Origin of the sequence: Finegoldia sp., from assembly GCF_046991905.1 — a bacterium.
Classification (GTDB): Bacteria; Bacillota; Clostridia; order Tissierellales; family Peptoniphilaceae; genus Finegoldia.
This window is the reverse complement of record NZ_JBKWZF010000001.1, coordinates 190,973-212,140: the sequence shown is the minus strand read 5'-3', so window position 1 is coordinate 212,140 and position 21,168 is coordinate 190,973. Positions and strand designations below refer to the sequence as shown.

The window sequence follows — 21,168 nt, the reverse complement described above, 5'->3', positions numbered from 1 at the left end:
TGTGGATAAAGCAAGAATTGAAATGCTACATGAATTAGAAGAAAAATTAGATTACAGGTTTACAGATATTAATCTGTTAAACCTGGCTTTTTTTCATAGTTCGTATGGCAACGAAAATAAATCATACAAGGATATTTCAAATGAAAGATTGGAATTTTTAGGAGATTCAGTATTAGATCTAATTGTTAGTGATTTCTTATATAATAGTAAATCTTCATTAAAAGAAGGCGCTATGACAAAAATTAGAAGTCAAATGGTATGTGAGAAATCATTCTCAAATATGGCTAAACATTTAGATTTAGGGAAGTATTTAATGATGGGTCATGGAGAATTTATTTCAGGTGGAAGTGAGAAACCAAGTGTTCTAGCTGATACTTTTGAAGCTGTTTTTGGCGCAATATATTTGGATTCTGGTTATGAATCGGCTTTTAAAATTGTAGAAAATAAGTTTAAAAGTCTATTCATAGCTGAAATAGAAACAAAGTCTAGTTTTATTGACTATAAGACTATGTTACAGGAAAATAATCAAAAAAATTCAAGAGATAAATTAAAGTACAAGATTGTTAAAGAAGAAGGTCCAGATCACGACAAGAAATTCTATGTTGATGTTTATGAAGGTAACTTAGTTATAGGATCTGGATTTGGTTCTTCAAAAAAACACGCAGAACAGGATGCAGCAAGAAATGCCTTGATTAGATTAAGGGTTATAAATGAGTAAGAAAAACTACATTGTATCGTTGTTCATTCCTCACTTGGGCTGCCCTAATGATTGCATATTTTGTAATCAACGCAAGATAACTAATTATGTTGAAGTTGTTCAAAAAGAAGAAATAAGAAATGAAATTAACAATCAACTATCAAACTTTCCTGACAGATCAAAAAATGATATTCAAATAGCTTTTTATGGTGGCTCTTTTACTGGAATAGAAGAATCCGCAATGATAGACTATTTAAAAATTGCTAATAAATTCATTAAAGCTGGCAAAGTTAAATCGATTAGATTGTCTACAAGACCTGATTACATTGATGAGCATATTTTGAAGATTCTGAAAGAATACAATGTTGAAACTATAGAATTAGGAGTTCAGTCAATGGTAGACAGTGTTTTGGATTCAAATTTAAGATGTCATGATAGTAATTGTGTTAGAATTGCAACTAAACTTATAAAATCATTCGGTTTTGAATTAGGGCTTCAAATGATGACAGGATTATATAAATCAACTTCAGATATGGATTTATACACTGCGGATGAATTAATCAAATTACAACCAGATTTTGTAAGAATTTATCCAACTTTGGTTATTAAAAATACCTTACTTGAAAATTATACTCAAACGAATAAATATACTCCTCAATCTTTAGATGAATCTGTAGATAATTCTACAAAAATATACTTGAAATTTATTGAGGCTAATATACCTGTTATTAGGTTAGGATTGTTGAATACCGATAACATTAAAGATGGAAAAGATGTAGTTGCAGGAGCTATTCATCCTAATTATAGACAATTGGTAGAAGATAATTTGTATAGAAAAGTCGTAGATTATGTTTTAGAAAATCGTAAAATACAATCTTTAGAGATACATGTAAAACCAAATATATTGAATAATTTTGTAGGATTTAACAAAGAGAATAAACTGTATTTTACAAAAAAATATGGGTTAAAAAATATAAAATTTTGTAATTCAGATAATAATTACTTCATTCTCGACAATAAAAGAATTGATATTGATTTGAATAATATATTTAAAAATATTGCAAAAGAGGTGTAGTTTTGGGATTAAAATCAGTTGAAATACAAGGTTTTAAATCTTTTAAAGATAAAATAAAATTAAATTTTGATAATCCCATAACTGCGATTGTGGGACCAAATGGTAGTGGAAAATCAAATATTTCTGATGCGATATTATGGGTTTTAGGTGAACAATCTGCGAAAAATTTACGTGGTAATAAAATGCAAGATGTTATTTTTGCAGGAACTCAAAAAGAAAAACCTGTTAATTTTGCACAGGTGTCAATAACTTTTGAAAATGACTTATGGAAGGATATTGATTATCAAGAAATAACCGTAACCAGAAGAGTATTCAGAACTGGAGAAAGTGAATATTACATTAATAAAAATCAAGTTAGACTTAAAGATGTTAAGGAGTTATTTCTAAATACTGGAATTGGAAAAGAAGGATATTCTGTAATAGGTCAAGGCAAAATCGATGAAATTTTATCCTCAAAAAGTGAAGATAGAAGAGAATTATTTGAAGAGGCATCAGGAATTTCAAAACAAAAATACATTAAAGAACAAAGTGTAAAGAAACTTGAACAGACTAATGAAAACTTATTAAGAATTGAGGATATTCTAATTTCACAAGTTGATAGGCTGGATTATTTGGAAAAAGAAAGTAAGAAGGCAAAAAAAGGTATTATTCTGGAAGAAAAACTTAAAGAAATGGAAATCCAAAAAGCTATTTTAGATATTGAGAAATTATCTCTCACATTGAATGATGTAATTGAACAAAAAGATATTAATGATGAGAGTTTAATTCGTTTAAAATCAAAGCTCGAAAAATTTGAAAATAAAAGAAAAGAATTATTGGAGAAAATTAATAAGGCAGATATTGATACTGAATTGAAAATTTCAGAACTTTCGGATATAAAAAGTCAAAAAATCAAAAATGAGTCAGATATTCAATTAAATGAAGAAAGGCTTAAAAATAGTAATTATGAACTAGAAAGACTTTCAAATGAAAATGACAATTACACATTAGAAATCAAAAATTTAGAATCAAAAATTGAAAACTTGAAAAAAATAATAAAAGATTCTGAAAAGAAAGTTAGTGATTTAAATTCAATCATAGAAAACTTTAAAATTGATGATATTGAGAATAATCTTAAAATAAAAAAGCAGTTAAGTGAAAAAAAATTAGAAGATCTAAATAATTTAAAAGAGATTTACACACAATTTATTATAGAGAAGTCATCCAGAGCTGCCGTTGAAAAACAAAGATTAAAAGAAATATCAGAAATAACTATACAAAAACAAGAATATGAAAATCAATTGAATAAATTACTTGAGGAATTAAAAAATTATGAGTTATTAATTGCTGAGGGTGACAAAAACCTAGATGATTTAAATAAAGAAAAACAAGAAATTTACAAATTTTTAACTGACAAGGAAAAATATTTAATTAATATTAAGGATAAATTATCGAATTTAAAAGAAGAATTAGTTAATAGTAAGAACAAATATTTGTTTTTGAAGAATACTCTCGATAATCACGAAGGATATAATTTTACAGTACAAAACTTTTTTAAAAGGTTAAATCCCAATTTACAAGATAAAGTAATAGGAACACTTGGCGATTTGATTAGTGTCGAAAAAAAATATGAAAAATCTGTTGATGCAATTATGTCCTCAGCATTTCAAAACATAATAGTTAGAAACGAAAATGATGGTAAAGAATTGATTAATTTTCTGAAGTTAAATAAAATCGGAAGATTGACATTTTTACCTTTAAACAAAATAAAGCCAAAAAACTTTAATTATGTAAATGACAATCTAGTTTTAGGTCATTTGAACCAATTTATTAAGTCTGATGAGCAATATAGAGATATAATAGATTATTTTGCACAAAAAACATTGGTTACCGATAATATGGATAATGCAATAATTGTAAGTTCTAAATACAAGAATTTTAGAATCGTTACATTAGATGGTGATATTATCAATAGTTGGGGCTCAATGGTAGGCGGATACAAAAAAGCATCAAACTACTCAATACTTTCTACAAAAAATAGTTTGGAATCTGTTGAAAATTTATATAAAAATTGCGTCAATGACTACAATAATTTAAAAAAATTATATGATGAAAATATTGATATAGTTAATACGAAGAAATCTAATCTGGATAATATTGAAGATAATTTAAAACATTTGATAGAAAACAAGGATAATATAAACACTAAAATAAAAGATAAGCAATTAGAAATTAAATATTTAAGGTCTAATTTAAATGATTTTGAAAGCAAATTGAGTTCAAGTACTTCAAATAATGAAACTAACGATATAGAAGAAAGTGACTTATCTAATAAAATATCGACATTGGAAAAAGAGTTAAAAAATTTGTATTCAGAAATTGATAAATTACAAGAACAATATAATTCTGATAAGATGAATCTTATAAGTGTAAAGTCAGAATACTCATCTATAAAAAGAGATTTAAATATATATACTAATCAGTTAAATGATGTGAAAATCAGAAAAGAATATTTGGACGATAATTACAGGGCTAATTTAGAAAAAATTGAAGAAATTCATAAAAATATCTCTGAATATACGAATAATAAAGCAAATATAAAATCTAAAACCATTGATTATGATGATGTGATTTCTAATCTAAATAGTGAAATTCTAGAAATGAAGACAAATTTAAATAATTTCAAAATGGAACTATCTAGCGTTGAACAATCAATATACGATTCTAATGCTAAATTTCAAAAAACAGAAATTAGTAACAACTCATTGATTGAAAAAGCACTAAACACAACAGAAAAACTAAATAACATAAAAATAGATATTAACGAACTGTATGATATAAATATCGATACAGTAGAATCTAACCCAGATATTAAAATTAGTCAAAAAGAAATAAATAAAATAACTAATGATTTAAGAAATATTGGATCTTTTTCTGTCGATAGTATAAAAGAATATGAATCAGTAAAAAAAGAATTTGATTTTATGACAAAAAATAAAAATGATTTAATCGAATCTCGAGAAGACATTATGAGCGCTATTAATAAACTTAACAAAGAAATGAAGGAAGTATTCACCAAAAAGTTTGAGGAAATAAATACAAAATTTGTTGCAATTTTTAAACAACTTTTCAATGGCGGATACGCAAGTTTGAAACTTACAGAAGATGATGTTTTAAATTCTGGGATTGAGATAACCGCTCAACCACCTGGGAAAAAACTTCAAAGTTTGAATTTGCTATCTGGAGGAGAAAGATCTTTGACAGCTGTAGCTTTGCTTTTTGCGATTTTCGAGACAAGACCTTCATCTTTTTGCATATTGGATGAGATAGATGCTGCTTTAGATGAAATAAATATCAAGAGATATAAGGAATATTTGATTAAATTCAAAGAAAAAACTCAATTCATTATTATTACACATAGAAAGAGTACAATGGAAATAGCAAACATACTTTATGGAATAAGTATGGAAAAAGATGGAATATCAAAAATGATTAAATTAGATGTAGATAGGAGAGAGATATGTTAAATAAATTTTTTGATAAGTTTAAATCTAAAAAAGACGATGATGAATCAAAAATAAGTGAAGAAGATTTACAACAAATCGAAGAATTAGAATCTAAGGAATCTGATCAAAATTTAGATAAAAATGAAGAATTAGAGAATAATGCAGAAATTGTCAAGGAACAAAATCATAATAATCGAGTAGAGATTGAAGAAGAACATGATGAATCTGACAATATTATCGAAGAAAAAGAAGAGAGTAAGGAAGGCTTTTTTGAAAAGTTAAAAAACTCATTACTTAAAACTCGAGACAATATATCTAATAAAATAGATCAAGTTTTAGCTAACTATAGAACGGTTGATGAAGAATTATTTGAAGAAATAGAAGAGACATTAATCTCTGCAGATATTGGTGTGGAGACAACTTTAAAAATCGTAAATCAACTGAGAGATACAGTAAAACTTAATAATATTCAAGATCCTAAAAAAATCAAAAATGTTTTATCTGATATTTTAAAAGAAAATATTATAAATGAAAAGATTGATAATAATTTAAATGTAAATGATAAAACGATAATTCTAGTTGTTGGAGTAAATGGGGTTGGCAAAACGACAACTATTGGTAAATTAGCCATGAAATTCAAAAAAGATGGGAAGAAAGTTTTAATGGTTGCGGCAGATACTTTTAGAGCGGCGGCAATAGAGCAACTTACTGAATGGGCTAATAGGGCTAAGGTTGATATTATAAGTCATGAAGAAGGGTCTGATCCTGCTAGTGTTGTATTCGATGGAGTTAGTGCTATGAAAAGTAGAGATGCTGACATACTTATATGCGATACTGCTGGTAGATTGCATAATAAAAAGAATTTGATGAATGAATTGAATAAAATTAAAAGAGTAATTGAAAAAGAGTACCCAGAAGCAAAAAAAGAAGTTTTATTGATTGTCGATGGTACAACTGGACAAAATGCAATCATTCAAGCAAAAGAATTCATGAATTCTACTGATTTAACGGGAGCTATAATTACAAAACTTGATGGAACAGCAAAAGGTGGAATGATTTTTCCACTAGAAATGGAACTTGGAATACCTGTGAAATTCATTGGAATTGGTGAACAAGTTAATGATTTAGTAAAATTCGAACCAGAAAAATTTATAGAGGCAATAATAAATTAAAAATTGAATTTTTTTTCATTTTTTGATAAAATTTGTGTGTGGAGGAATAACATGGATAATAAATTTAATAATGGATCTGTTAAGATCTCTAATGACATAATTTCCCTTATTGCAGCAGAAGCATGTATGGAAGTTGAAGGTGTAAAAGCTATTGTAACACCACAATCAGAAAAAGTAAATATACAAAAAGGTGCTCAAAAATCAGTAATAATAGAAATTTTAGATAATGCTGTAAATGTTAGAGCTCATATTGAGGTGGATTCTGATTATAACATCAAGGATGTATGCTATAAAGTTCAAAAGAAAATAAAAGAAAATATCGGCATGATGACGGGGTTAGTTGTCATAAATGTAGATGTTGTTTGTGAAAAAATAAGTATTTAAAATAACCCTCTAATTAGAGGGTTATTTTCATGGAGGAAATATGTCAAGAAGACAATCTAGAAAAAGCGCAATGCAATTAATCTATGAAATGAATATGAACGAAAATTATGATGAGCAAAAAATTGAAGAATTTTGCAAATATCAAGATATTAATAAGAAAGATATAGAATTTTTTCGAGAAATTGTACTGAATTTTATTGAACATATTGATGACATAGTAAATAATATAGAACAGAATACAAAACAATGGAATTTAGATCGTATTAACAAGTTGGATCTTTCTATTTTGGAAGTTGGAGTTTGCGAAATTTTATTCATAGAAAGCACTCCGGATAGCGTTGCTATTAATGAGGCTGTAGAGTTAGCCAAAGAATACTCTACTGAGAAATCTTACAGTTTTATTAATGGTGTATTAGGATCTATACTTAAGAGAAAAGAAAATGCAAGTTTATAGTGTAAAAGAGATTTCTGATTATATACAAAACACATTAAAAAAAGATCCAATTCTATCCAATGTTTGGGTTGAAGGTGAAATTTCAAACTTTAATAAAAATACTTCTGGTCATGTATATTTCAGATTAAAAGATGAAAAAGCACTGATTTCTTGTATGATTTTTAAGACAATGTCTCTTGCAAAAACTATCAATTTAAAAGATGGAGACAAAGTTCAGTTAAAAGGTAGTATAACAACGTATCAAGGATCAAGCACTTATCAACTTTTGGTGAAAGAATGTAAAAAATCAGGAACAGGCGATCTTTATCAAAAGTACTTGGAATTAAAGGATAAACTCGACCAAGAAGGGTATTTTTCAGATAAAAGAAAAAAAAGTATTACTAAATATCCGAAATCTATTGGTGTAATTACATCTTCTACTGGGGCTGCAGTTAATGACATTTGCAGAACAATAAAGAGAAGGTATCCAATCTGCGATATTTTGATTTATCATTGCGCGGTTCAAGGTGAACTATCAGCTGAATCAATAATTGAAGGTATTAAATATATGGATACTCTAAACTTGGATACTCTGATTGTAGGAAGAGGTGGAGGAAGTTTTGAAGATTTGAATTCTTATAATGATGAAAATCTTCTAAAAACAATATATAATGCGAATACTCCTATAATAAGTGCGGTTGGTCACGAAAATGACTTTATGCTTTCTGATTTTGTAGCGGATTTAAGAGCATCAACACCAACGGCAGCAGCTGAAATCGCTACGGCAGATTTTAATGAATTAAAATATTTTCTTCAAGATAGCTACACTAAAATTAACAGAATTTTAATAAGAAGATTCAAGGATGAAAATGAAGAATTAGAATATTATGCTAAGCAGTTGGAGTTTTTTGGGCCGAAAAATATTATCAAAGAACACATAGACAATCTTCAATCTTTGAAAGATAGTATTAAAAAAGCTTATAAGAAAAACTTAAAAGATAAATACAATCAAGAATTAAATATTTATCACAAGTTAACTTTATTAAAACCAGATAAATTATTATCTTTAGAAATTGAAAAGTTAGATAAAATTCAAATAATAATGGAGAAAAACTTGAATTCAAATATTCAATATAAAAAATTGATTTTAGATTCATATAAAAATAATTTACTGCATTTAAATCCAAGTGCTATTTTAGAAAAAGGATATGCAAAAGTGTTAAAAAATAATAAGAGCATTAAATCAGTTGATGATGTTAATGAAAATGAAAATATTTGTTTAATAATGAAAGACGGAAAACTTGAAGCACTCGTTCAAAATAAGGAGAAGTTCAATGAATGAATATAGAGAATATGATGAAGGTCTAAAAAGACTAAATGAAATTGTTGAAAAGTTAGAAGATAGAGAATTAAGTCTAGAAGAAAATATAAAATTATACGAAGAAGGCATGAAACTTCATAAAAGATTAAGTTCTATTCTTAAGGAACAAGAAGGTAAGATGACTTTAATTAAAGATAACAAAGAAGAAGATTTTCAAATCAATATGCTTTTAAGTGATGATAATGAATAAGAAGGAAATAGTTGATTTAATTAACACTTCATTAAAAAATTTAAAATTTTCAGATGACAAAATCGGTGAGGCAATGAGATATACTCTTATTGACGATGGAGCGAAAAGGTTAAGACCACTCTTGTTTTTATTGACTTTTCAAATGTTTAATAATTCTGTGATTGAATCAGTAAATTATGCACTTGCAATAGAATTAATTCACAATTATTCATTAGTACATGACGATTTAGAGTGTATGGATAATGATGATTATAGAAGAGGTAAATTAACAGTGCATAAAAAATACGGAGAAGATATTGCTATCTTAGTCGGAGATGCTCTGTTAAATTATTCTTTTGAGGTTTTAACTCAGTCTATTAAAAACGATATTGATGCAAAGTCTGCAAATTATATCGTGAGTAAGTCAGGATGCTTTGGAATGATAAGAGGTCAACTTTTAGATATTGACAGCGATATTTCTGAAAATAATATTGTTGAAATATATGATAAGAAAACATGTAATTTACTTAAAGCATCTACTGTATCGGCTGGAATTTTAAGTAAAGTAGACCAAGATACAATATCAAAATTAGAAAATTATGCTTTTAATTTGGGAATGGCATTCCAAATAATTGACGATATTATGGATTACGAGAATGATTTAAAAATTAACAAAAAAACCTATGTTACAATTTTTGGAAAAGATAAAGGCATTGAAGATGCTAATAAATATTCTCAAAAAGCTATAAATTGTATTAAAGATATAGATAATTCACAACCTTTAATTGAACTTACTAATAATTTATTGGATAGGAAATACTAATATGCGAATAGATTTATATCTATGTGAAAACAAATTTGCTTCTTCTAGAACAAAAGCTAAATCATTAATAGAAAAGAATTTGGTTTATTATCGAGGTAAATTAGTCAATAAGCCATCATTTGATGTATGCACGGATGAAGTTGAAGTAAAAGAACACACTGAGTATGTTGGAAGAGGGGCATATAAACTTCTAAAAGCTTTTGATGTATTTGATATTGGAAAACACGATTTGTGTCTAGATATCGGATCTTCTACTGGCGGGTTTACTCAAGTTTTATTAAAAAATGGAGCTAAAGAAGTGTATGCTATAGATGTTGGAGTTAATCAAATGGTTGATGAGCTTAGGTATGATAAGAGAGTTCATCTTTATGAAAACACTAATTTTAGAAATATAAGTGTTGATGATTATCCAAAATTTGATTTGATAGTTTGCGACGTATCATTTATTTCCTTAAAAATGATTATTCCAAATTCTGTAAAAATGTTGAAAAATAATGGTGAAATGATATTTTTAATAAAACCACAGTTTGAATTAAAAAATAAAAATCATATAATTAATAATAAAAAGGAACATTTATCTATAATAAACGATATTAATAGTTATCTAAATAGTGAAGGGATATACATTTCTGATATGACATACAGCCCAATAAAAGGGAAAAGCGGAAACATAGAGTATTTAATCCATATTACAACTTTAGATAATAAAAATATAAAATTCAAAGATGTTGTTGAAACAGCATTTAATAAATTGAGGTAGAATCATGAAAAAATACACAAGACAAAGATTAATTCTAGATTTAATAGAAGAAAATGAAATAAGAACTCAAGAGGAGCTTTCAGATTATCTAGAAGCTCACGGAGTTAGAGCGACACAAGCTACAATTTCTAGAGATATAAAAGAACTAAGAATTTCAAAAGTTCAAACTAGAGAAGGCGAATATCATTACGCAATAATTGATACTGTACACGATTCGTTAAACGAAAGATTGGATAAAATATTTAGATCAGCAGTATTGACGATTAAACATAATGAGGATATGGTTATAATTAAGACAATATCTCACACTGCAACAGTTTGTGGGATGGCTATCACTAATGCTAAATTAGATAATATAGCAGGTATACTAACTGGAAATGATACTATATATATAACCGTAGAAGACAAATCCGGATTGGAAAAATTAGTTTCTGAAATCAAATCAATTATTAGGTAATAAAATGTTAAATTCTCTTTATATAGAAAATTTTGCTATAATAGATAAAATTAATGTAGATTTTACAGAAGGGCTAAACATAATAACAGGGGAGACCGGTTCAGGAAAATCAATTTTGATTGAAGCCTTTGAACTTCTATTAGGACAAAGATTTAATAAAAGTTTTGTAAGAGATTCATCAAAAAAAACCATAGTAGAAGCTACTTTCACAATTACCGACAATTCTAAAATTAAGTTTTTAGAAGATATGGGATACAATGTTGAAGACGGAGTAATCATAATTTCAAGAATTGTGGATACTAATTTAAAGAGCATAAATAAATTAAATAATAGGTCAATTACTCTTAACACTTTAAGTGAGTTGATGAGTAAATTTGTTGATATTCATGGACAAAATGGAACTCAATCACTTTTGAATAAAGATTTTTATATTGATTTAATAGATTCATTTGATAAGGAAGAAACTTTTAAAATAAAATCTGAATTAAGCGAAATTCTTAAAAAAATTGTAGAATACAAAAAAGCTTACAAAAGCTTTAATATTACTAATGAAGAGAAAGACAGACAACTTGATATTATTAATTACCAAATTGATGAAATATCCCAAATAGATTTTGATAATTTGGATGAAAAAGAGCTTGAAAATGAGTACAATAAATTATCAAACATCAACTTGATTAAAAATAATATCGCTGAGATATCAAACTTGTATTCAGATGAAAATTATAATCAACAAGATATCAATACTATGTTTAATATAATTATAAGCAAGCTGGACTCAATCTCTGATTTTGATACCGAAGTGAAGTCATTCAAAGATGATTTAGATAAAATTTACTATGATTTGGATGATTTGTTTTCGAAAATTAATTCGTACTCCTCAAACATTTACCAAGATGAGTACCAATTAAATGATTTAGAAAATAAAATTACAATAATAACTAATTTAAAGAGAAAATATGGAAAATCTATTGAAGATATAATCTTATTCAAACAAGATTTGAAACAAAGGTTAAAAGAGCTCAATGAAATTTCAGAAAATAAAAGAAAATTCAAAGAATTAATTGAATTGGAGAATAAAAAAGGGATTGAATTATCAAACAAATTACATCGAATTAGAAAAGAGATTGTATCAAAATTAGAAGAATTGATTATTCAAAATCTTAAAGATTTAAATATGAAACATGCTGATTTTAAAGTTAAATTTGATAAACTTTCCGAATTTAACGAAAAAGGTTATGATTCATTAGATTTTCTTATAAAAACTAATTTAGGTCAAGAATTTAAGCCGATGTCTTCTATTGCATCAGGTGGAGAAATATCGAGAATTATGCTTGGATTTAAATCAGTTATATCTGATTTTGAGGATATTGATACTCTTATTTTTGACGAAATAGATACAGGTATAAGTGGCAGAACTGCATTGGTAGTAGGTGAAAAACTTATTGATTTATCAAAAGATAAACAAATAATATCAATAAGCCATTTACCACAAATAGCTTCATTGAGTGATAACCACATTTTAATTGAAAAAATTGATTGTAATAATGAAACAAAATCGATTTTAAAAGTATTAACTCCTGAAGAAAAGGTAAATGAAATTTCGAGATTAATCGGTGGTATAAACATAACTAAAACAACAGTTGAGCAAGCAGAACTAATGATTGATCAAGCAAATGAATTAAAAAATTATAGGAGATAATTATGGATTATGAAGAAAAAACTATAAAAAGTGAAATGATATATGAGGGAAGAATTTTAAATTTAAGACTTGATACGGTTGAACTTCCTAATAGAAAATACTCAAAAAGAGAGATTATAGAGCACGCTAATGCTGTGTGCATAATAGCTATAAAGGATGAAAAATTGTTTTTTGTTAGTCAATATAGAAAAGCAATTGATCAACAATTAATGGAATTACCAGCTGGATTAATAGAACATAATGAAACTCCAAAAGATGCGGCTATTAGAGAAATGAGAGAAGAAATAGGTTATAATTGCAAGAATTTAACTTACTTATTTGATGCATATTCTTCTCCCGGTTTTAGTGATGAAAAAGTAAGTTTCTTTTTGGCACAAGATTTATTCAAAGATGAATTAGAAGCCGATGATGATGAGTTTTTAAATATAGAACTTATAGAAAAGGACAAATTGATGCAGATGATTGAAGATGGAGCTATTGTTGACGGTAAAACAATAATGGGTATTTTGTATATTTTAAGGAATGTGAATAAATGTTAGAAACAATTAACCATTACATTATAATAATTTTTGTATTGCTACCTACGATTGTTCTTCATGAATTAGCACATGGTTATGTTGCTTATTGGATGGGTGATAACACAGCCAAGAGTATGGGAAGATTGAGTCTAAATCCTATAGATCATATTGACCCATTGGGAGCAATAAGTTTAATAATATTTAAATTTGGTTGGGCAAAACCTGTTCCTATTAATTCTTATAATTTTAGAAAAAGACATTTGGGAATGTTTTTGGTTTCAATTGCAGGAGTTACTGTAAACTTAATATTGGGACTTGTTTTTTCTTTTTTGTATGTTAAATTTTCACATGTTAATCCTGTAGTATCAGAAATATTGAGCTTATTTATTGTGTACAATGTCTATTTTGCTGTTTTCAATTTAATTCCGGTGCCACCTTTGGACGGTTCAAAAGTAATAACTGCTTTCTTTCCTGGAAAATTTTTGGATTTTATGGCAAAATACGAAAAATACACATATTTTATATTGCTTATTTTGATATTTTCTGGTGTTTTAGGAAAAGTTTTGAATCCTATAACATCATTTATCATAGACAGATTTTTAAGGTTAGCTATTGCTCTATGAGTTTAATAATTGAAACTGAAGAATTCAATGGTCCAATGGATTTACTCTTGAATTTGGTTGAAAAAGAAAAAATAGATATTGAAAATGTTGATTTAGCAAAAATTACAAATAAATTTATTGAAGAAGTTGAAAATATGAAAAACCATACGACAAAAGATTTGACTGATTTCATTTATTTAGCTTCAACATTGCTATATATAAAGTCTAAGAAATTATTACCTAAAAATAATTTTTATGAAGATGATCAAATTGATGAAGAATTAATTAAACAAAGATTAATTGAGTATAAAAAATTCAAAGAAATTTCTAAACAACTGATAGAGTTAGAGAATATTTCATCTAAATATTTTAGGAAGATTCAAGAAGATTTGTCGGCTTATCAATCAGAAAATGAAAATTTAATTGTTCCAGACATCAATCTTTTATCTGAAACTTTATTAGAAATTTTAAATAGCGAAGATAATAGAATTATAATCGAAGAAACAGAAATTATTGAGGCAGAAGAGTACAAAATTGAAGATTGTATTGAAGATATATTGTGGAAGATTGAAAAAGATAAAAAATACAATTTTTCATCATTTTTGTCTAATAATGCAAACAGAAATGAAGTTATATCTGTATTCTTAGCTTTATTAGAACTATTAAAATCAAATATTCTTAAAGTAGTAAAAAATGAAGATAAAATTGAGATATTAATGAGGTAGTTATGGACGACAAAATTATTCGCAATAAAATAGAATCCCTTCTTTTTTTGTGGGGTGAACCTTTAGATATTTCTTCAATATCTGAAGCAATTCATCTTAGCAAAAAAGAAACACGAAATATGCTCAATGATTTAATTAAAGAATATGATTACAGAAATACTTCTCTCGAAATTAGATGTATTAACGATAATTATCAAATACAAACGAAAAAAGAGTATTATGATTTTTTGAAAGAAGTTTTTGTTAAAAACAAAAATACAAGATTAACCAATACAACTATGGAAGTTCTAGCAATAATTGCTTACAAGCAGCCTATAACAAGAATTGAAATCGATGATATTAGAGGAGTAAAATCCAGTTCTTCAATAGATACTCTATCCAAGAAAAAACTCATAAAAGAAATTGGAAGATTAGATAAAATAGGAAAGCCTATTTTGTACGGAACTACTGATGAGTTTTTATATTATTTTAATATAAATTCCATAGACGATCTTCCAAAATTAAATGAGATAGAAAAATTAATAAAGGAAAAAGAAAATGAGGATAAATAAGTTTATTGCTCAAAGTGGATACTGTTCTAGAAGAAAAGCTGATGAACTAATCAAAAATTCTAAGGTGTATGTAAACGGAAATTTACTCGAGAATTTAGCTTATCAAGTTAACAATGATGATATTGTTGAAATTGATGGAAACAGGATCAATAAAAAAGAAGATAAACTTTATATAGCTATAAACAAACCTATAGGTTATACTTCTACGATAAAAGATAAATATGCAGACAAAAAAGTTGTAGATTTAATTAAAATTAAGACAAGAATATATCCAGTGGGGCGATTGGACAAAGATTCTCATGGATTATTAATATTGACAAATGACGGTAAATTTACTTATGAACTAACACATCCAAAATTTCACCATAAAAAAATTTACGAAGTAGTAGTTAAAGGAAAACCATCTAATGAAGATATCAAAAAACTTACAAATGGAATTATTTTAGATGGCTATAAATTAAAAAAATCTAAGATTCTGTTAGAGAGAATTATAGGAAATAACGCAAGATATAATGTGACTATATATGAAGGCAGAAATAGACAAATTAGAAAAATGTTTGAATCCATAAATCATCCAGTTCTAGATTTAAAAAGAATTCAAATCGGTGATTATAAAATGAGTGATGAATTGAAAAGTGGGGATTACGTAATATTAAATAAAAATGATTTGGATTTAATTAGAGGTAAATATGATAGAAGTAAGACTTGCAAATAACGAAGATGAAGAATTATTAAACAAATTAAACTTAAAAATTGAAGAAATTTTTGGCAATTTTTGTTTTTTATATATTGATGACTTAAAACCAAATGGGTATTGTATCATTAAGACTAATGATACAAAAGCGAATGTAGAAGATTTTTACTTAAATGAAGATGATTCAAAAAAACTATTTTTCTTAAAAAGTATAGGAATGAATTTAAGAGATTTTGGTATTGATGAGTTTTTTGATGAGAAAGGATTAGCAAAATCCTTTTTTGATAATGATGGTGAAATTGATTTTGATATTCTATTTAGGGGATTTTGTGATGATTTACAATAATACTAAAACTTTAGTAGATGAATTAATGAAAAACAAAATTCCAAAATCAAAAACCTGCTTAGATCTAACATTTGGTAATGGTAATGATTCATACAAGATGTTATCCATTAATAAAGATATAAAAGTTTATGGATTTGATATTCAAAAAAGTTGCATTGATAATTCAAAAAAAATTGATGGATTAATGGCTATAAATGACTCTCACTTAAATTTTGATAGTTATGTATATACAAATATAGATTTTGCGATATTTAACTTGGGTTATCTCCCAGGTGGAGATAAAAATATAACAACTGAGTATGATATTGTCATAAAAACTTTGGAAAAACTGTTAATTGTATTGAACGATGAAGGACAAATTGTAATAACTTTTTATCCAGGACATAAACCTGGACTTGAAGAAAGCATAAAAGTAATAAAATTTTTACAAAAATTAAATCAAAAAAAATTCAATGTTGTTAGATATGATTTTATTAATCAAATCAACAACCCACCATTTGTATGTTTAATTGAAAGGATAAGATAATGAATGTAGCAATAATAGGAGCTGGGGCAGCTGGTCTAATGTCAGCAAGTTACATTAGAGATGATGTTGACATTCACATATTTGACCATAATGAAAAAATCGGTAAGAAGTTGTTCATTACAGGAAAAGGTAGATGCAATATCACAAATTCTTGTGAAGTAGAGAACTTGTTTGAAAATATAAATACAAATAAATATTTTTGCTACAGCCCATTTTATGACTTTTCCAATGAACAAGTCATAAATTTTTTTAATGAAAATGGACTAATGACAAAAATAGAACGTGGAAATAGAGTTTTTCCAAAAAGTGATAAATCTTCAGATGTTATTAAGGTATTTGAGAAATTATTAAAAAATAAAGGTGTAAATTTGCATTTAAATGAAGAAATAAAAAAAATTTATAACTCCAACAAATTTTATATTTCAACAAGTAAAAATGAATATGTATTCGATAAGGTAATTATAGCATGCGGTGGAAAATCATATCCAAATACCGGGTCAGACGGCTCATTATATAATCAAATATCTAAATTAGGACATACAATACACGAGATGAAACCAGGTTTAAGTGCAATTATTTTAAAAGAAAACGTCGAAGATTTAGAAGGAATAAGTTTAAAAAATGTTGGACTTAAATGTTATTTAAATAAAAAGTTGATTTTTGATGAAATAGGAGAAATGATTTTTACAAGAAAAGGAATTTCAGGACCTTTGGTACTTACATTATCTAGCATATTATGTAAAAAAGTCGGAGATATTAAACTAACAATAGATTTAAAACCAGGATTGACAGATCAAAAGCTAGATGATAGGATTTTAAGAGATTTCAACGAAAATCAAAATAAAACTGTTGAAAATGCTATAAGTAAAATAACAATAAAAAAATTAATATTACCAATTTTAAAATCTGCAAATGTAAATCCAAATAAAAAAGTAAATGAAATAACAAAATTTGAACGCGACAATTTGAGAAAAACATTAAAAAATTTGAATTATACTTATGTATCTAATGAAAAATTAGATTATGCAATAATCAGCGTTGGAGGAGTAGATGTGAATGAGATTGATCCTAGTACAATGGAATCTAAAATTGTAAAGAACTTGTATTTCTGTGGTGAAATTATCGATGTAGATGGTTTTACTGGAGGATTTAATTTACAGTTTGCTTTTTCAACAGGCTATTTAGCGGGGATAAATATATGAAAAAAATCAAGTACGAAAACGAAGTGAAGCTTTATGAAGATATTAATAAATATATCAAGGACAAAGATTTTGATATTTTATTGATATCTACGCCTAAAGTTATGAAAGAAGTTTTTGATGATAGATTAATAAAAACAAATAAAAATATTTTGATTTCATCACGAATTCTTAGAAATAATGACGATGATAATGTATACCTAGAACTGATTACGAATGATATATATTCTATTACAGTAGATGGTCCTAGTGGTTCTGGAAAATCAACAGTTTGTAAAATAATTTCTAAAATATTGAATATTGAATACTTGGATACGGGATCTATGTATCGTTCGCTAGCTTATATTTGCTTGGTTGAAGATGTAAATTTAGATTGTGAAGAAGAAATAATGAATGTATTGAACAGTTTAGATATAACATTTGAATCATCACAAATAAAAGTAAATGGTGACTTTTTGAATGATAAGATAAGAACTAATGACGTATCAATGGCTGCATCAAAGGTTTCAACATATTATTCTATAAGAGAAAGATTAGTTGACATTCAAAGACAGATTGCGCTTGATAACGCGATTATTATCGATGGAAGAGATGCAGGTACAAATATTTTAAAAAAAGCTGACTTTAAATTTTATTTAGATGCATCCCCAGAAATTAGAGCTAAAAGAAGATATGATGAAAAAAAGGACAACTCTTCTTTTGAAAAAATTCTTGAAGATATAAAACGAAGAGACGAACAAGATAAAAATAGGAAATACGCTCCTTTGAGAAAAGCTGAAGATGCTGTTTTAATTAATTCTGATAATATGAATATTGACGAAGTTGTCGAAAAAATAATTGAAATTATAAGAGGTAGGAATGTTTTATAGATTTGCAAGATTTTTATTAAAAATAATTTTTAAAATAAAATATAAATTAATTGTTCATGGAAATACAAAATTGCCAAACACTCCACTAATTATTTGTGCAAACCACATTAACTTATGGGATCCAATTTTATTAGCTATTATTTTTGATAGGCCAATTAGATTTATGGCAAAAAAAGAGCTATTTGAGAATAGGTTTTTGGGATTTTTATTAAATAAATTTGGGGCATTTCCTGTTGATAGAGAAAATGTGAATATAAAAACAATAAAGGATTCAATAAAACTGGTCAAAAATAATGAAGTATTAGGGATTTTTCCTGAAGGAACCAGGGTTAAAACAGTGAGTGAAGATAACATGAAGACAGGGGTAGCAATGATTGCATCTAGATCTGGGGCAGATGTTATACCTGTTTTTATTAATTCTGATTATAAATTCAGATCAACAGTAGAAGTATTTATAAGAGAAAAAATTGAAATTTCAAGTTTTGACGATATCTCAAAAGACATAAAAAATAAAGAGATTACTAAAGCTATATATAAAAATATTTATAAGGTGAATTGATGAATATAATTGTACAGCAAAATGCAGGGTTTTGTTATGGAGTTAAAAGAGCAATAGAGATAATTGAAAATGAGCAATCAAAATTAAAGTATACTTTGGGTCAGCTTATCCATAACGAACAAGAATGTAAAAGATTAGAAGCTTTGGGTATAAAACAGATAGACGATTATACTCAAGCTGAGAAAGGCTCCACGATTTTTATTAGATCTCATGGTGCAACATTAAAATTAAAAGAAGAAATAAAAAATAATGGATATAAATTAGTAGATTTAACTTGCCCATCACTATTAAAAATTTATGAAAAAATAAATAAAAAACACGAAGAAGGTTACAAAATTATTATTATTGGAGATCCAAATCATCCGGAAATTATAGCGATGAAAGGACAAGTTGAAAATAATGTTGAAGTTGTTAACTCAATTGATGAGGCAAAAAAAATAAAAGGTGAAAAATTATATGTAATTTCACAAACTACTAATTTAAAGAGGAAATTTTTGGAAATTTCTGATATAATAGTAAGAGGTAATACTAACGTTGTGATAGATAATACTATTTGTGGGGCAACAAAAAGCCGACAAATGGCTTGTTTAGAGCTTTCTAAGAATGTCGATTGTATGATTGTTATTGGCGGCTTGAATAGTTCTAACACAAATAAATTGTATGATATTGCAAAACAAAATTGCAAAAATGTTTTAAGAATTGAAACATACAAGGATATTTGTATCGATGATAGTATTATTGAATCTAAATTATTAGGTATTACAGCTGGTGCGTCCACACCGGCTTGGATTATTGAGGAGGTTGTAAATTTAATGGATAATTACAGCAAGGATTTTATGGAACAAGTAGAAGAAAGCATGAATAAGATTTACCCAAAAGAAATCGTAAAGGGTGAAGTTATTTATGTAACAGATGATGAAGTTATGGTTAATATTGGCTATAAGGCTGATGGTATTATTAAACTAGACGAATTATCAACAGAAGAAGGTAAATTACCTAAGGATTTGTACAAACAAGGCGACGAAATCGAAGTTTACGTTATTAAGCTAGATGACGGAGAAGGAAATGTTGTACTTTCTACAAAAAGAGTTGAAGGAATTAAAAACTGGAAGAATTTAATTTCTAGTTTTGATAATGATTCAACTGTAGAAGCAAAAGTAACACAAGTAGTAAAAGGCGGCTTAATAGCTACAATTGATAATGTAAGAGCTTTTATACCAGGTTCTCAAGTAACTACTCACTTTGTAAAAGATTTATCTAAATATGTAGGAGAAACTTTGGTATGTAAAGTTTTGAATATAGATGAAAAGAAAAGACGCTTAGTTTTATCACATAGAGCTGTTGTTGAAGCAGAACAAAAAGAAATTGAAGATAAAGCTTGGGAAAATATAACAGTTGGAGAAAAAATTTCTGGTAAAGTACAAAGATTAACTGATTTTGGTGCATTTATCGATTTAGGTGGAGTTGACGGTTTACTTCATATTTCAGATATTTCTTGGAATAGAATAGAATCACCAGAAGATGTTTTAAAAGTTGGAGATGAAATTGAAACTTTAGTTCTTAAAGCAAATAGAGAAAAGAACAGAATTTCACTTGGATTGAAACAATTACAACAAAAACCATTCGATGCTTTCGTTGAAAATAACCATGAAGGAGATGTTATCGAAGGTGAAGTAGTAAATTTAGTTGATTTCGGTGCTTTTGTTAAATTAGCTGAAGGAATTGAAGGATTAGTTCATGTTTCTGAAATTTCAAATGAACACGTTGATAAACCATCAGATGAATTAAATATTGGTGATACAGTTAAGGTTAAGATTTTAGAAATAAGTCCTGAAAAGAAAAGAATTGCTTTAAGCATGAAAGCTTTATTACCAAAACCAGAAAAACCTGAAAGAAAACCAAGACCTAAAAAAGTTAAACCTAAAAAAGTAGAAACTAAACCTGAATCAAGCGAAGAAACTTTAATTAATAGTGACTTAGGAGCTTTATTAGATTTAAAATTAAAAGAAATGGAAGAAGAAAACTAAAATCTACATTCTAT

The 21,168-nt window shown here is 26.9% G+C and carries 23 protein-coding genes; all 23 read left to right on the top strand.

Features of this window, described 5'->3' with window-relative positions; translation table 11 throughout:
• Position 1: 1 nt before the first annotated feature.
• Genes rnc through ACLUJM_RS00965 form a run of 23 tightly spaced genes read left to right on the top strand, consistent with a single transcriptional unit; the run spans position 2 to position 21,154 of the window.
• Positions 2 to 718: a ribonuclease III gene (rnc, locus tag ACLUJM_RS01075; protein WP_294684665.1), complete on the top strand. Its 717-nt coding sequence runs from the start codon at positions 2 to 4 to the stop codon at positions 716 to 718.
• Complete coding sequence (locus ACLUJM_RS01070; RefSeq protein ID WP_294684663.1) at positions 711 to 1,772, top strand: elongator complex protein 3; 1,062 nt, start codon at positions 711 to 713, stop codon at positions 1,770 to 1,772. Before rnc ends, ACLUJM_RS01070 begins: the two co-directional genes overlap by 8 nt.
• Before the next feature lie 2 nt (positions 1,773 to 1,774).
• The gene (gene smc, locus ACLUJM_RS01065; RefSeq protein WP_412411921.1) at positions 1,775 to 5,278 is read left to right on the top strand and encodes a chromosome segregation protein SMC; all 3,504 of its coding nucleotides are present in this window, start codon (positions 1,775 to 1,777) and stop codon (positions 5,276 to 5,278) included.
• Positions 5,272 to 6,429: a signal recognition particle-docking protein FtsY gene (gene ftsY, locus ACLUJM_RS01060; RefSeq protein WP_412411920.1), complete on the top strand. Its 1,158-nt coding sequence runs from the start codon at positions 5,272 to 5,274 to the stop codon at positions 6,427 to 6,429. The genes smc and ftsY overlap by 7 nt, the downstream gene beginning before the upstream one ends.
• 51 nt (positions 6,430 to 6,480) lie before the next feature.
• The gene (locus tag ACLUJM_RS01055) at positions 6,481 to 6,813 is read left to right on the top strand and encodes an Asp23/Gls24 family envelope stress response protein (RefSeq protein WP_294684659.1); all 333 of its coding nucleotides are present in this window, start codon (positions 6,481 to 6,483) and stop codon (positions 6,811 to 6,813) included.
• Positions 6,814 to 6,853: 40 nt separating this feature from the next.
• The gene (nusB, locus tag ACLUJM_RS01050; RefSeq protein ID WP_294684657.1) at positions 6,854 to 7,267 is read left to right on the top strand and encodes a transcription antitermination factor NusB; all 414 of its coding nucleotides are present in this window, start codon (positions 6,854 to 6,856) and stop codon (positions 7,265 to 7,267) included.
• The gene (gene xseA / locus ACLUJM_RS01045; protein ID WP_412411919.1) at positions 7,254 to 8,588 is read left to right on the top strand and encodes an exodeoxyribonuclease VII large subunit; all 1,335 of its coding nucleotides are present in this window, start codon (positions 7,254 to 7,256) and stop codon (positions 8,586 to 8,588) included. Before nusB ends, xseA begins: the two co-directional genes overlap by 14 nt.
• Positions 8,581 to 8,817 carry an exodeoxyribonuclease VII small subunit gene (gene xseB, locus ACLUJM_RS01040; RefSeq protein ID WP_294684655.1) on the top strand — a complete coding sequence of 79 codons (237 nt, stop codon included), beginning with the start codon at positions 8,581 to 8,583 and terminating at the stop codon, positions 8,815 to 8,817. The genes xseA and xseB overlap by 8 nt, the downstream gene beginning before the upstream one ends.
• Positions 8,810 to 9,619 (top strand): polyprenyl synthetase family protein, encoded by an 810-nt coding sequence (locus ACLUJM_RS01035; protein ID WP_294684654.1) that lies wholly within the window; start codon positions 8,810 to 8,812, stop codon positions 9,617 to 9,619. The genes xseB and ACLUJM_RS01035 overlap by 8 nt, the downstream gene beginning before the upstream one ends.
• Position 9,620: 1 nt before the next feature.
• Positions 9,621 to 10,379, top strand: a complete 759-nt coding sequence (locus ACLUJM_RS01030; protein ID WP_412411918.1) for a TlyA family RNA methyltransferase — start codon at positions 9,621 to 9,623, stop codon at positions 10,377 to 10,379.
• A 4-nt stretch (positions 10,380 to 10,383) separates the two neighbouring features.
• A complete protein-coding gene (locus ACLUJM_RS01025; RefSeq protein WP_002836519.1) occupies positions 10,384 to 10,836 on the top strand; it encodes an arginine repressor in 453 nt (150 codons plus the stop codon).
• A 4-nt stretch (positions 10,837 to 10,840) separates the two neighbouring features.
• Positions 10,841 to 12,538, top strand: coding sequence for a DNA repair protein RecN (gene recN, locus ACLUJM_RS01020; protein ID WP_412411917.1), 1,698 nt, complete (start codon positions 10,841 to 10,843; stop codon positions 12,536 to 12,538).
• Between the two features lie 2 nt (positions 12,539 to 12,540).
• Positions 12,541 to 13,077 (top strand): NUDIX hydrolase, encoded by a 537-nt coding sequence (locus tag ACLUJM_RS01015; RefSeq protein ID WP_294685103.1) that lies wholly within the window; start codon positions 12,541 to 12,543, stop codon positions 13,075 to 13,077.
• On the top strand, positions 13,071 to 13,679 hold the full coding sequence (locus tag ACLUJM_RS01010) for a site-2 protease family protein (protein WP_294685101.1): 609 nt from the start codon (positions 13,071 to 13,073) through the stop codon (positions 13,677 to 13,679). Before ACLUJM_RS01015 ends, ACLUJM_RS01010 begins: the two co-directional genes overlap by 7 nt.
• Complete coding sequence (locus ACLUJM_RS01005) at positions 13,676 to 14,383, top strand: segregation and condensation protein A (RefSeq protein ID WP_412411916.1); 708 nt, start codon at positions 13,676 to 13,678, stop codon at positions 14,381 to 14,383. The genes ACLUJM_RS01010 and ACLUJM_RS01005 overlap by 4 nt, the downstream gene beginning before the upstream one ends.
• A gap of 2 nt (positions 14,384 to 14,385) precedes the next feature.
• Entirely contained in the window at positions 14,386 to 14,934 is a 549-nt protein-coding gene (gene scpB / locus ACLUJM_RS01000) for an SMC-Scp complex subunit ScpB (protein WP_294685099.1), read from the top strand.
• Positions 14,921 to 15,649: a pseudouridine synthase gene (locus tag ACLUJM_RS00995; RefSeq protein ID WP_412411915.1), complete on the top strand. Its 729-nt coding sequence runs from the start codon at positions 14,921 to 14,923 to the stop codon at positions 15,647 to 15,649. Before scpB ends, ACLUJM_RS00995 begins: the two co-directional genes overlap by 14 nt.
• Positions 15,624 to 15,974: a hypothetical protein gene (locus ACLUJM_RS00990; RefSeq protein ID WP_412411914.1), complete on the top strand. Its 351-nt coding sequence runs from the start codon at positions 15,624 to 15,626 to the stop codon at positions 15,972 to 15,974. Before ACLUJM_RS00995 ends, ACLUJM_RS00990 begins: the two co-directional genes overlap by 26 nt.
• A complete protein-coding gene (locus tag ACLUJM_RS00985) occupies positions 15,961 to 16,500 on the top strand; it encodes a tRNA (mnm(5)s(2)U34)-methyltransferase (RefSeq protein ID WP_412411913.1) in 540 nt (179 codons plus the stop codon). The genes ACLUJM_RS00990 and ACLUJM_RS00985 overlap by 14 nt, the downstream gene beginning before the upstream one ends.
• Positions 16,500 to 17,702, top strand: a complete 1,203-nt coding sequence (locus ACLUJM_RS00980; protein WP_412411912.1) for an NAD(P)/FAD-dependent oxidoreductase — start codon at positions 16,500 to 16,502, stop codon at positions 17,700 to 17,702. The genes ACLUJM_RS00985 and ACLUJM_RS00980 overlap by 1 nt, the downstream gene beginning before the upstream one ends.
• Entirely contained in the window at positions 17,699 to 18,568 is an 870-nt protein-coding gene (gene cmk, locus ACLUJM_RS00975) for a (d)CMP kinase (protein ID WP_412411911.1), read from the top strand. The genes ACLUJM_RS00980 and cmk overlap by 4 nt, the downstream gene beginning before the upstream one ends.
• The gene (locus ACLUJM_RS00970) at positions 18,558 to 19,127 is read left to right on the top strand and encodes a lysophospholipid acyltransferase family protein (RefSeq protein ID WP_412411910.1); all 570 of its coding nucleotides are present in this window, start codon (positions 18,558 to 18,560) and stop codon (positions 19,125 to 19,127) included. The genes cmk and ACLUJM_RS00970 overlap by 11 nt, the downstream gene beginning before the upstream one ends.
• Positions 19,127 to 21,154 (top strand): bifunctional 4-hydroxy-3-methylbut-2-enyl diphosphate reductase/30S ribosomal protein S1, encoded by a 2,028-nt coding sequence (locus ACLUJM_RS00965; protein WP_412411909.1) that lies wholly within the window; start codon positions 19,127 to 19,129, stop codon positions 21,152 to 21,154. The genes ACLUJM_RS00970 and ACLUJM_RS00965 overlap by 1 nt, the downstream gene beginning before the upstream one ends.
• Positions 21,155 to 21,168: the final 14 nt, after the last annotated feature.

What these genes read in the sequence shown, in the direction of transcription:
- ACLUJM_RS01035 (WP_294684654.1), top strand. Translation starts at nt 8,810, where the DNA reads ATGAATAAGAAGGAAATAGTTGATTTAATTAACACTTCATTAAAAAAT.
- ACLUJM_RS01030 (WP_412411918.1), top strand. Translation starts at nt 9,621, where the DNA reads ATGCGAATAGATTTATATCTATGTGAAAACAAATTTGCTTCTTCTAGA.
- ACLUJM_RS00970 (WP_412411910.1), top strand. Translation starts at nt 18,558, where the DNA reads ATGTTTTATAGATTTGCAAGATTTTTATTAAAAATAATTTTTAAAATA.
- cmk (WP_412411911.1), top strand. Translation starts at nt 17,699, where the DNA reads ATGAAAAAAATCAAGTACGAAAACGAAGTGAAGCTTTATGAAGATATT.
- ftsY (WP_412411920.1), top strand. Translation starts at nt 5,272, where the DNA reads ATGTTAAATAAATTTTTTGATAAGTTTAAATCTAAAAAAGACGATGAT.
- recN (WP_412411917.1), top strand. Translation starts at nt 10,841, where the DNA reads ATGTTAAATTCTCTTTATATAGAAAATTTTGCTATAATAGATAAAATT.
- ACLUJM_RS01070 (WP_294684663.1), top strand. Translation starts at nt 711, where the DNA reads ATGAGTAAGAAAAACTACATTGTATCGTTGTTCATTCCTCACTTGGGC.
- ACLUJM_RS00990 (WP_412411914.1), top strand. Translation starts at nt 15,624, where the DNA reads ATGATAGAAGTAAGACTTGCAAATAACGAAGATGAAGAATTATTAAAC.
- nusB (WP_294684657.1), top strand. Translation starts at nt 6,854, where the DNA reads ATGTCAAGAAGACAATCTAGAAAAAGCGCAATGCAATTAATCTATGAA.
- ACLUJM_RS01010 (WP_294685101.1), top strand. Translation starts at nt 13,071, where the DNA reads ATGTTAGAAACAATTAACCATTACATTATAATAATTTTTGTATTGCTA.
- ACLUJM_RS01005 (WP_412411916.1), top strand. Translation starts at nt 13,676, where the DNA reads ATGAGTTTAATAATTGAAACTGAAGAATTCAATGGTCCAATGGATTTA.
- ACLUJM_RS00965 (WP_412411909.1), top strand. Translation starts at nt 19,127, where the DNA reads ATGAATATAATTGTACAGCAAAATGCAGGGTTTTGTTATGGAGTTAAA.
- scpB (WP_294685099.1), top strand. Translation starts at nt 14,386, where the DNA reads ATGGACGACAAAATTATTCGCAATAAAATAGAATCCCTTCTTTTTTTG.
- ACLUJM_RS01015 (WP_294685103.1), top strand. Translation starts at nt 12,541, where the DNA reads ATGGATTATGAAGAAAAAACTATAAAAAGTGAAATGATATATGAGGGA.
- ACLUJM_RS00995 (WP_412411915.1), top strand. Translation starts at nt 14,921, where the DNA reads ATGAGGATAAATAAGTTTATTGCTCAAAGTGGATACTGTTCTAGAAGA.
- ACLUJM_RS00980 (WP_412411912.1), top strand. Translation starts at nt 16,500, where the DNA reads ATGAATGTAGCAATAATAGGAGCTGGGGCAGCTGGTCTAATGTCAGCA.
- xseA (WP_412411919.1), top strand. Translation starts at nt 7,254, where the DNA reads ATGCAAGTTTATAGTGTAAAAGAGATTTCTGATTATATACAAAACACA.
- ACLUJM_RS00985 (WP_412411913.1), top strand. Translation starts at nt 15,961, where the DNA reads ATGATTTACAATAATACTAAAACTTTAGTAGATGAATTAATGAAAAAC.
- ACLUJM_RS01055 (WP_294684659.1), top strand. Translation starts at nt 6,481, where the DNA reads ATGGATAATAAATTTAATAATGGATCTGTTAAGATCTCTAATGACATA.
- ACLUJM_RS01025 (WP_002836519.1), top strand. Translation starts at nt 10,384, where the DNA reads ATGAAAAAATACACAAGACAAAGATTAATTCTAGATTTAATAGAAGAA.
- xseB (WP_294684655.1), top strand. Translation starts at nt 8,581, where the DNA reads ATGAATGAATATAGAGAATATGATGAAGGTCTAAAAAGACTAAATGAA.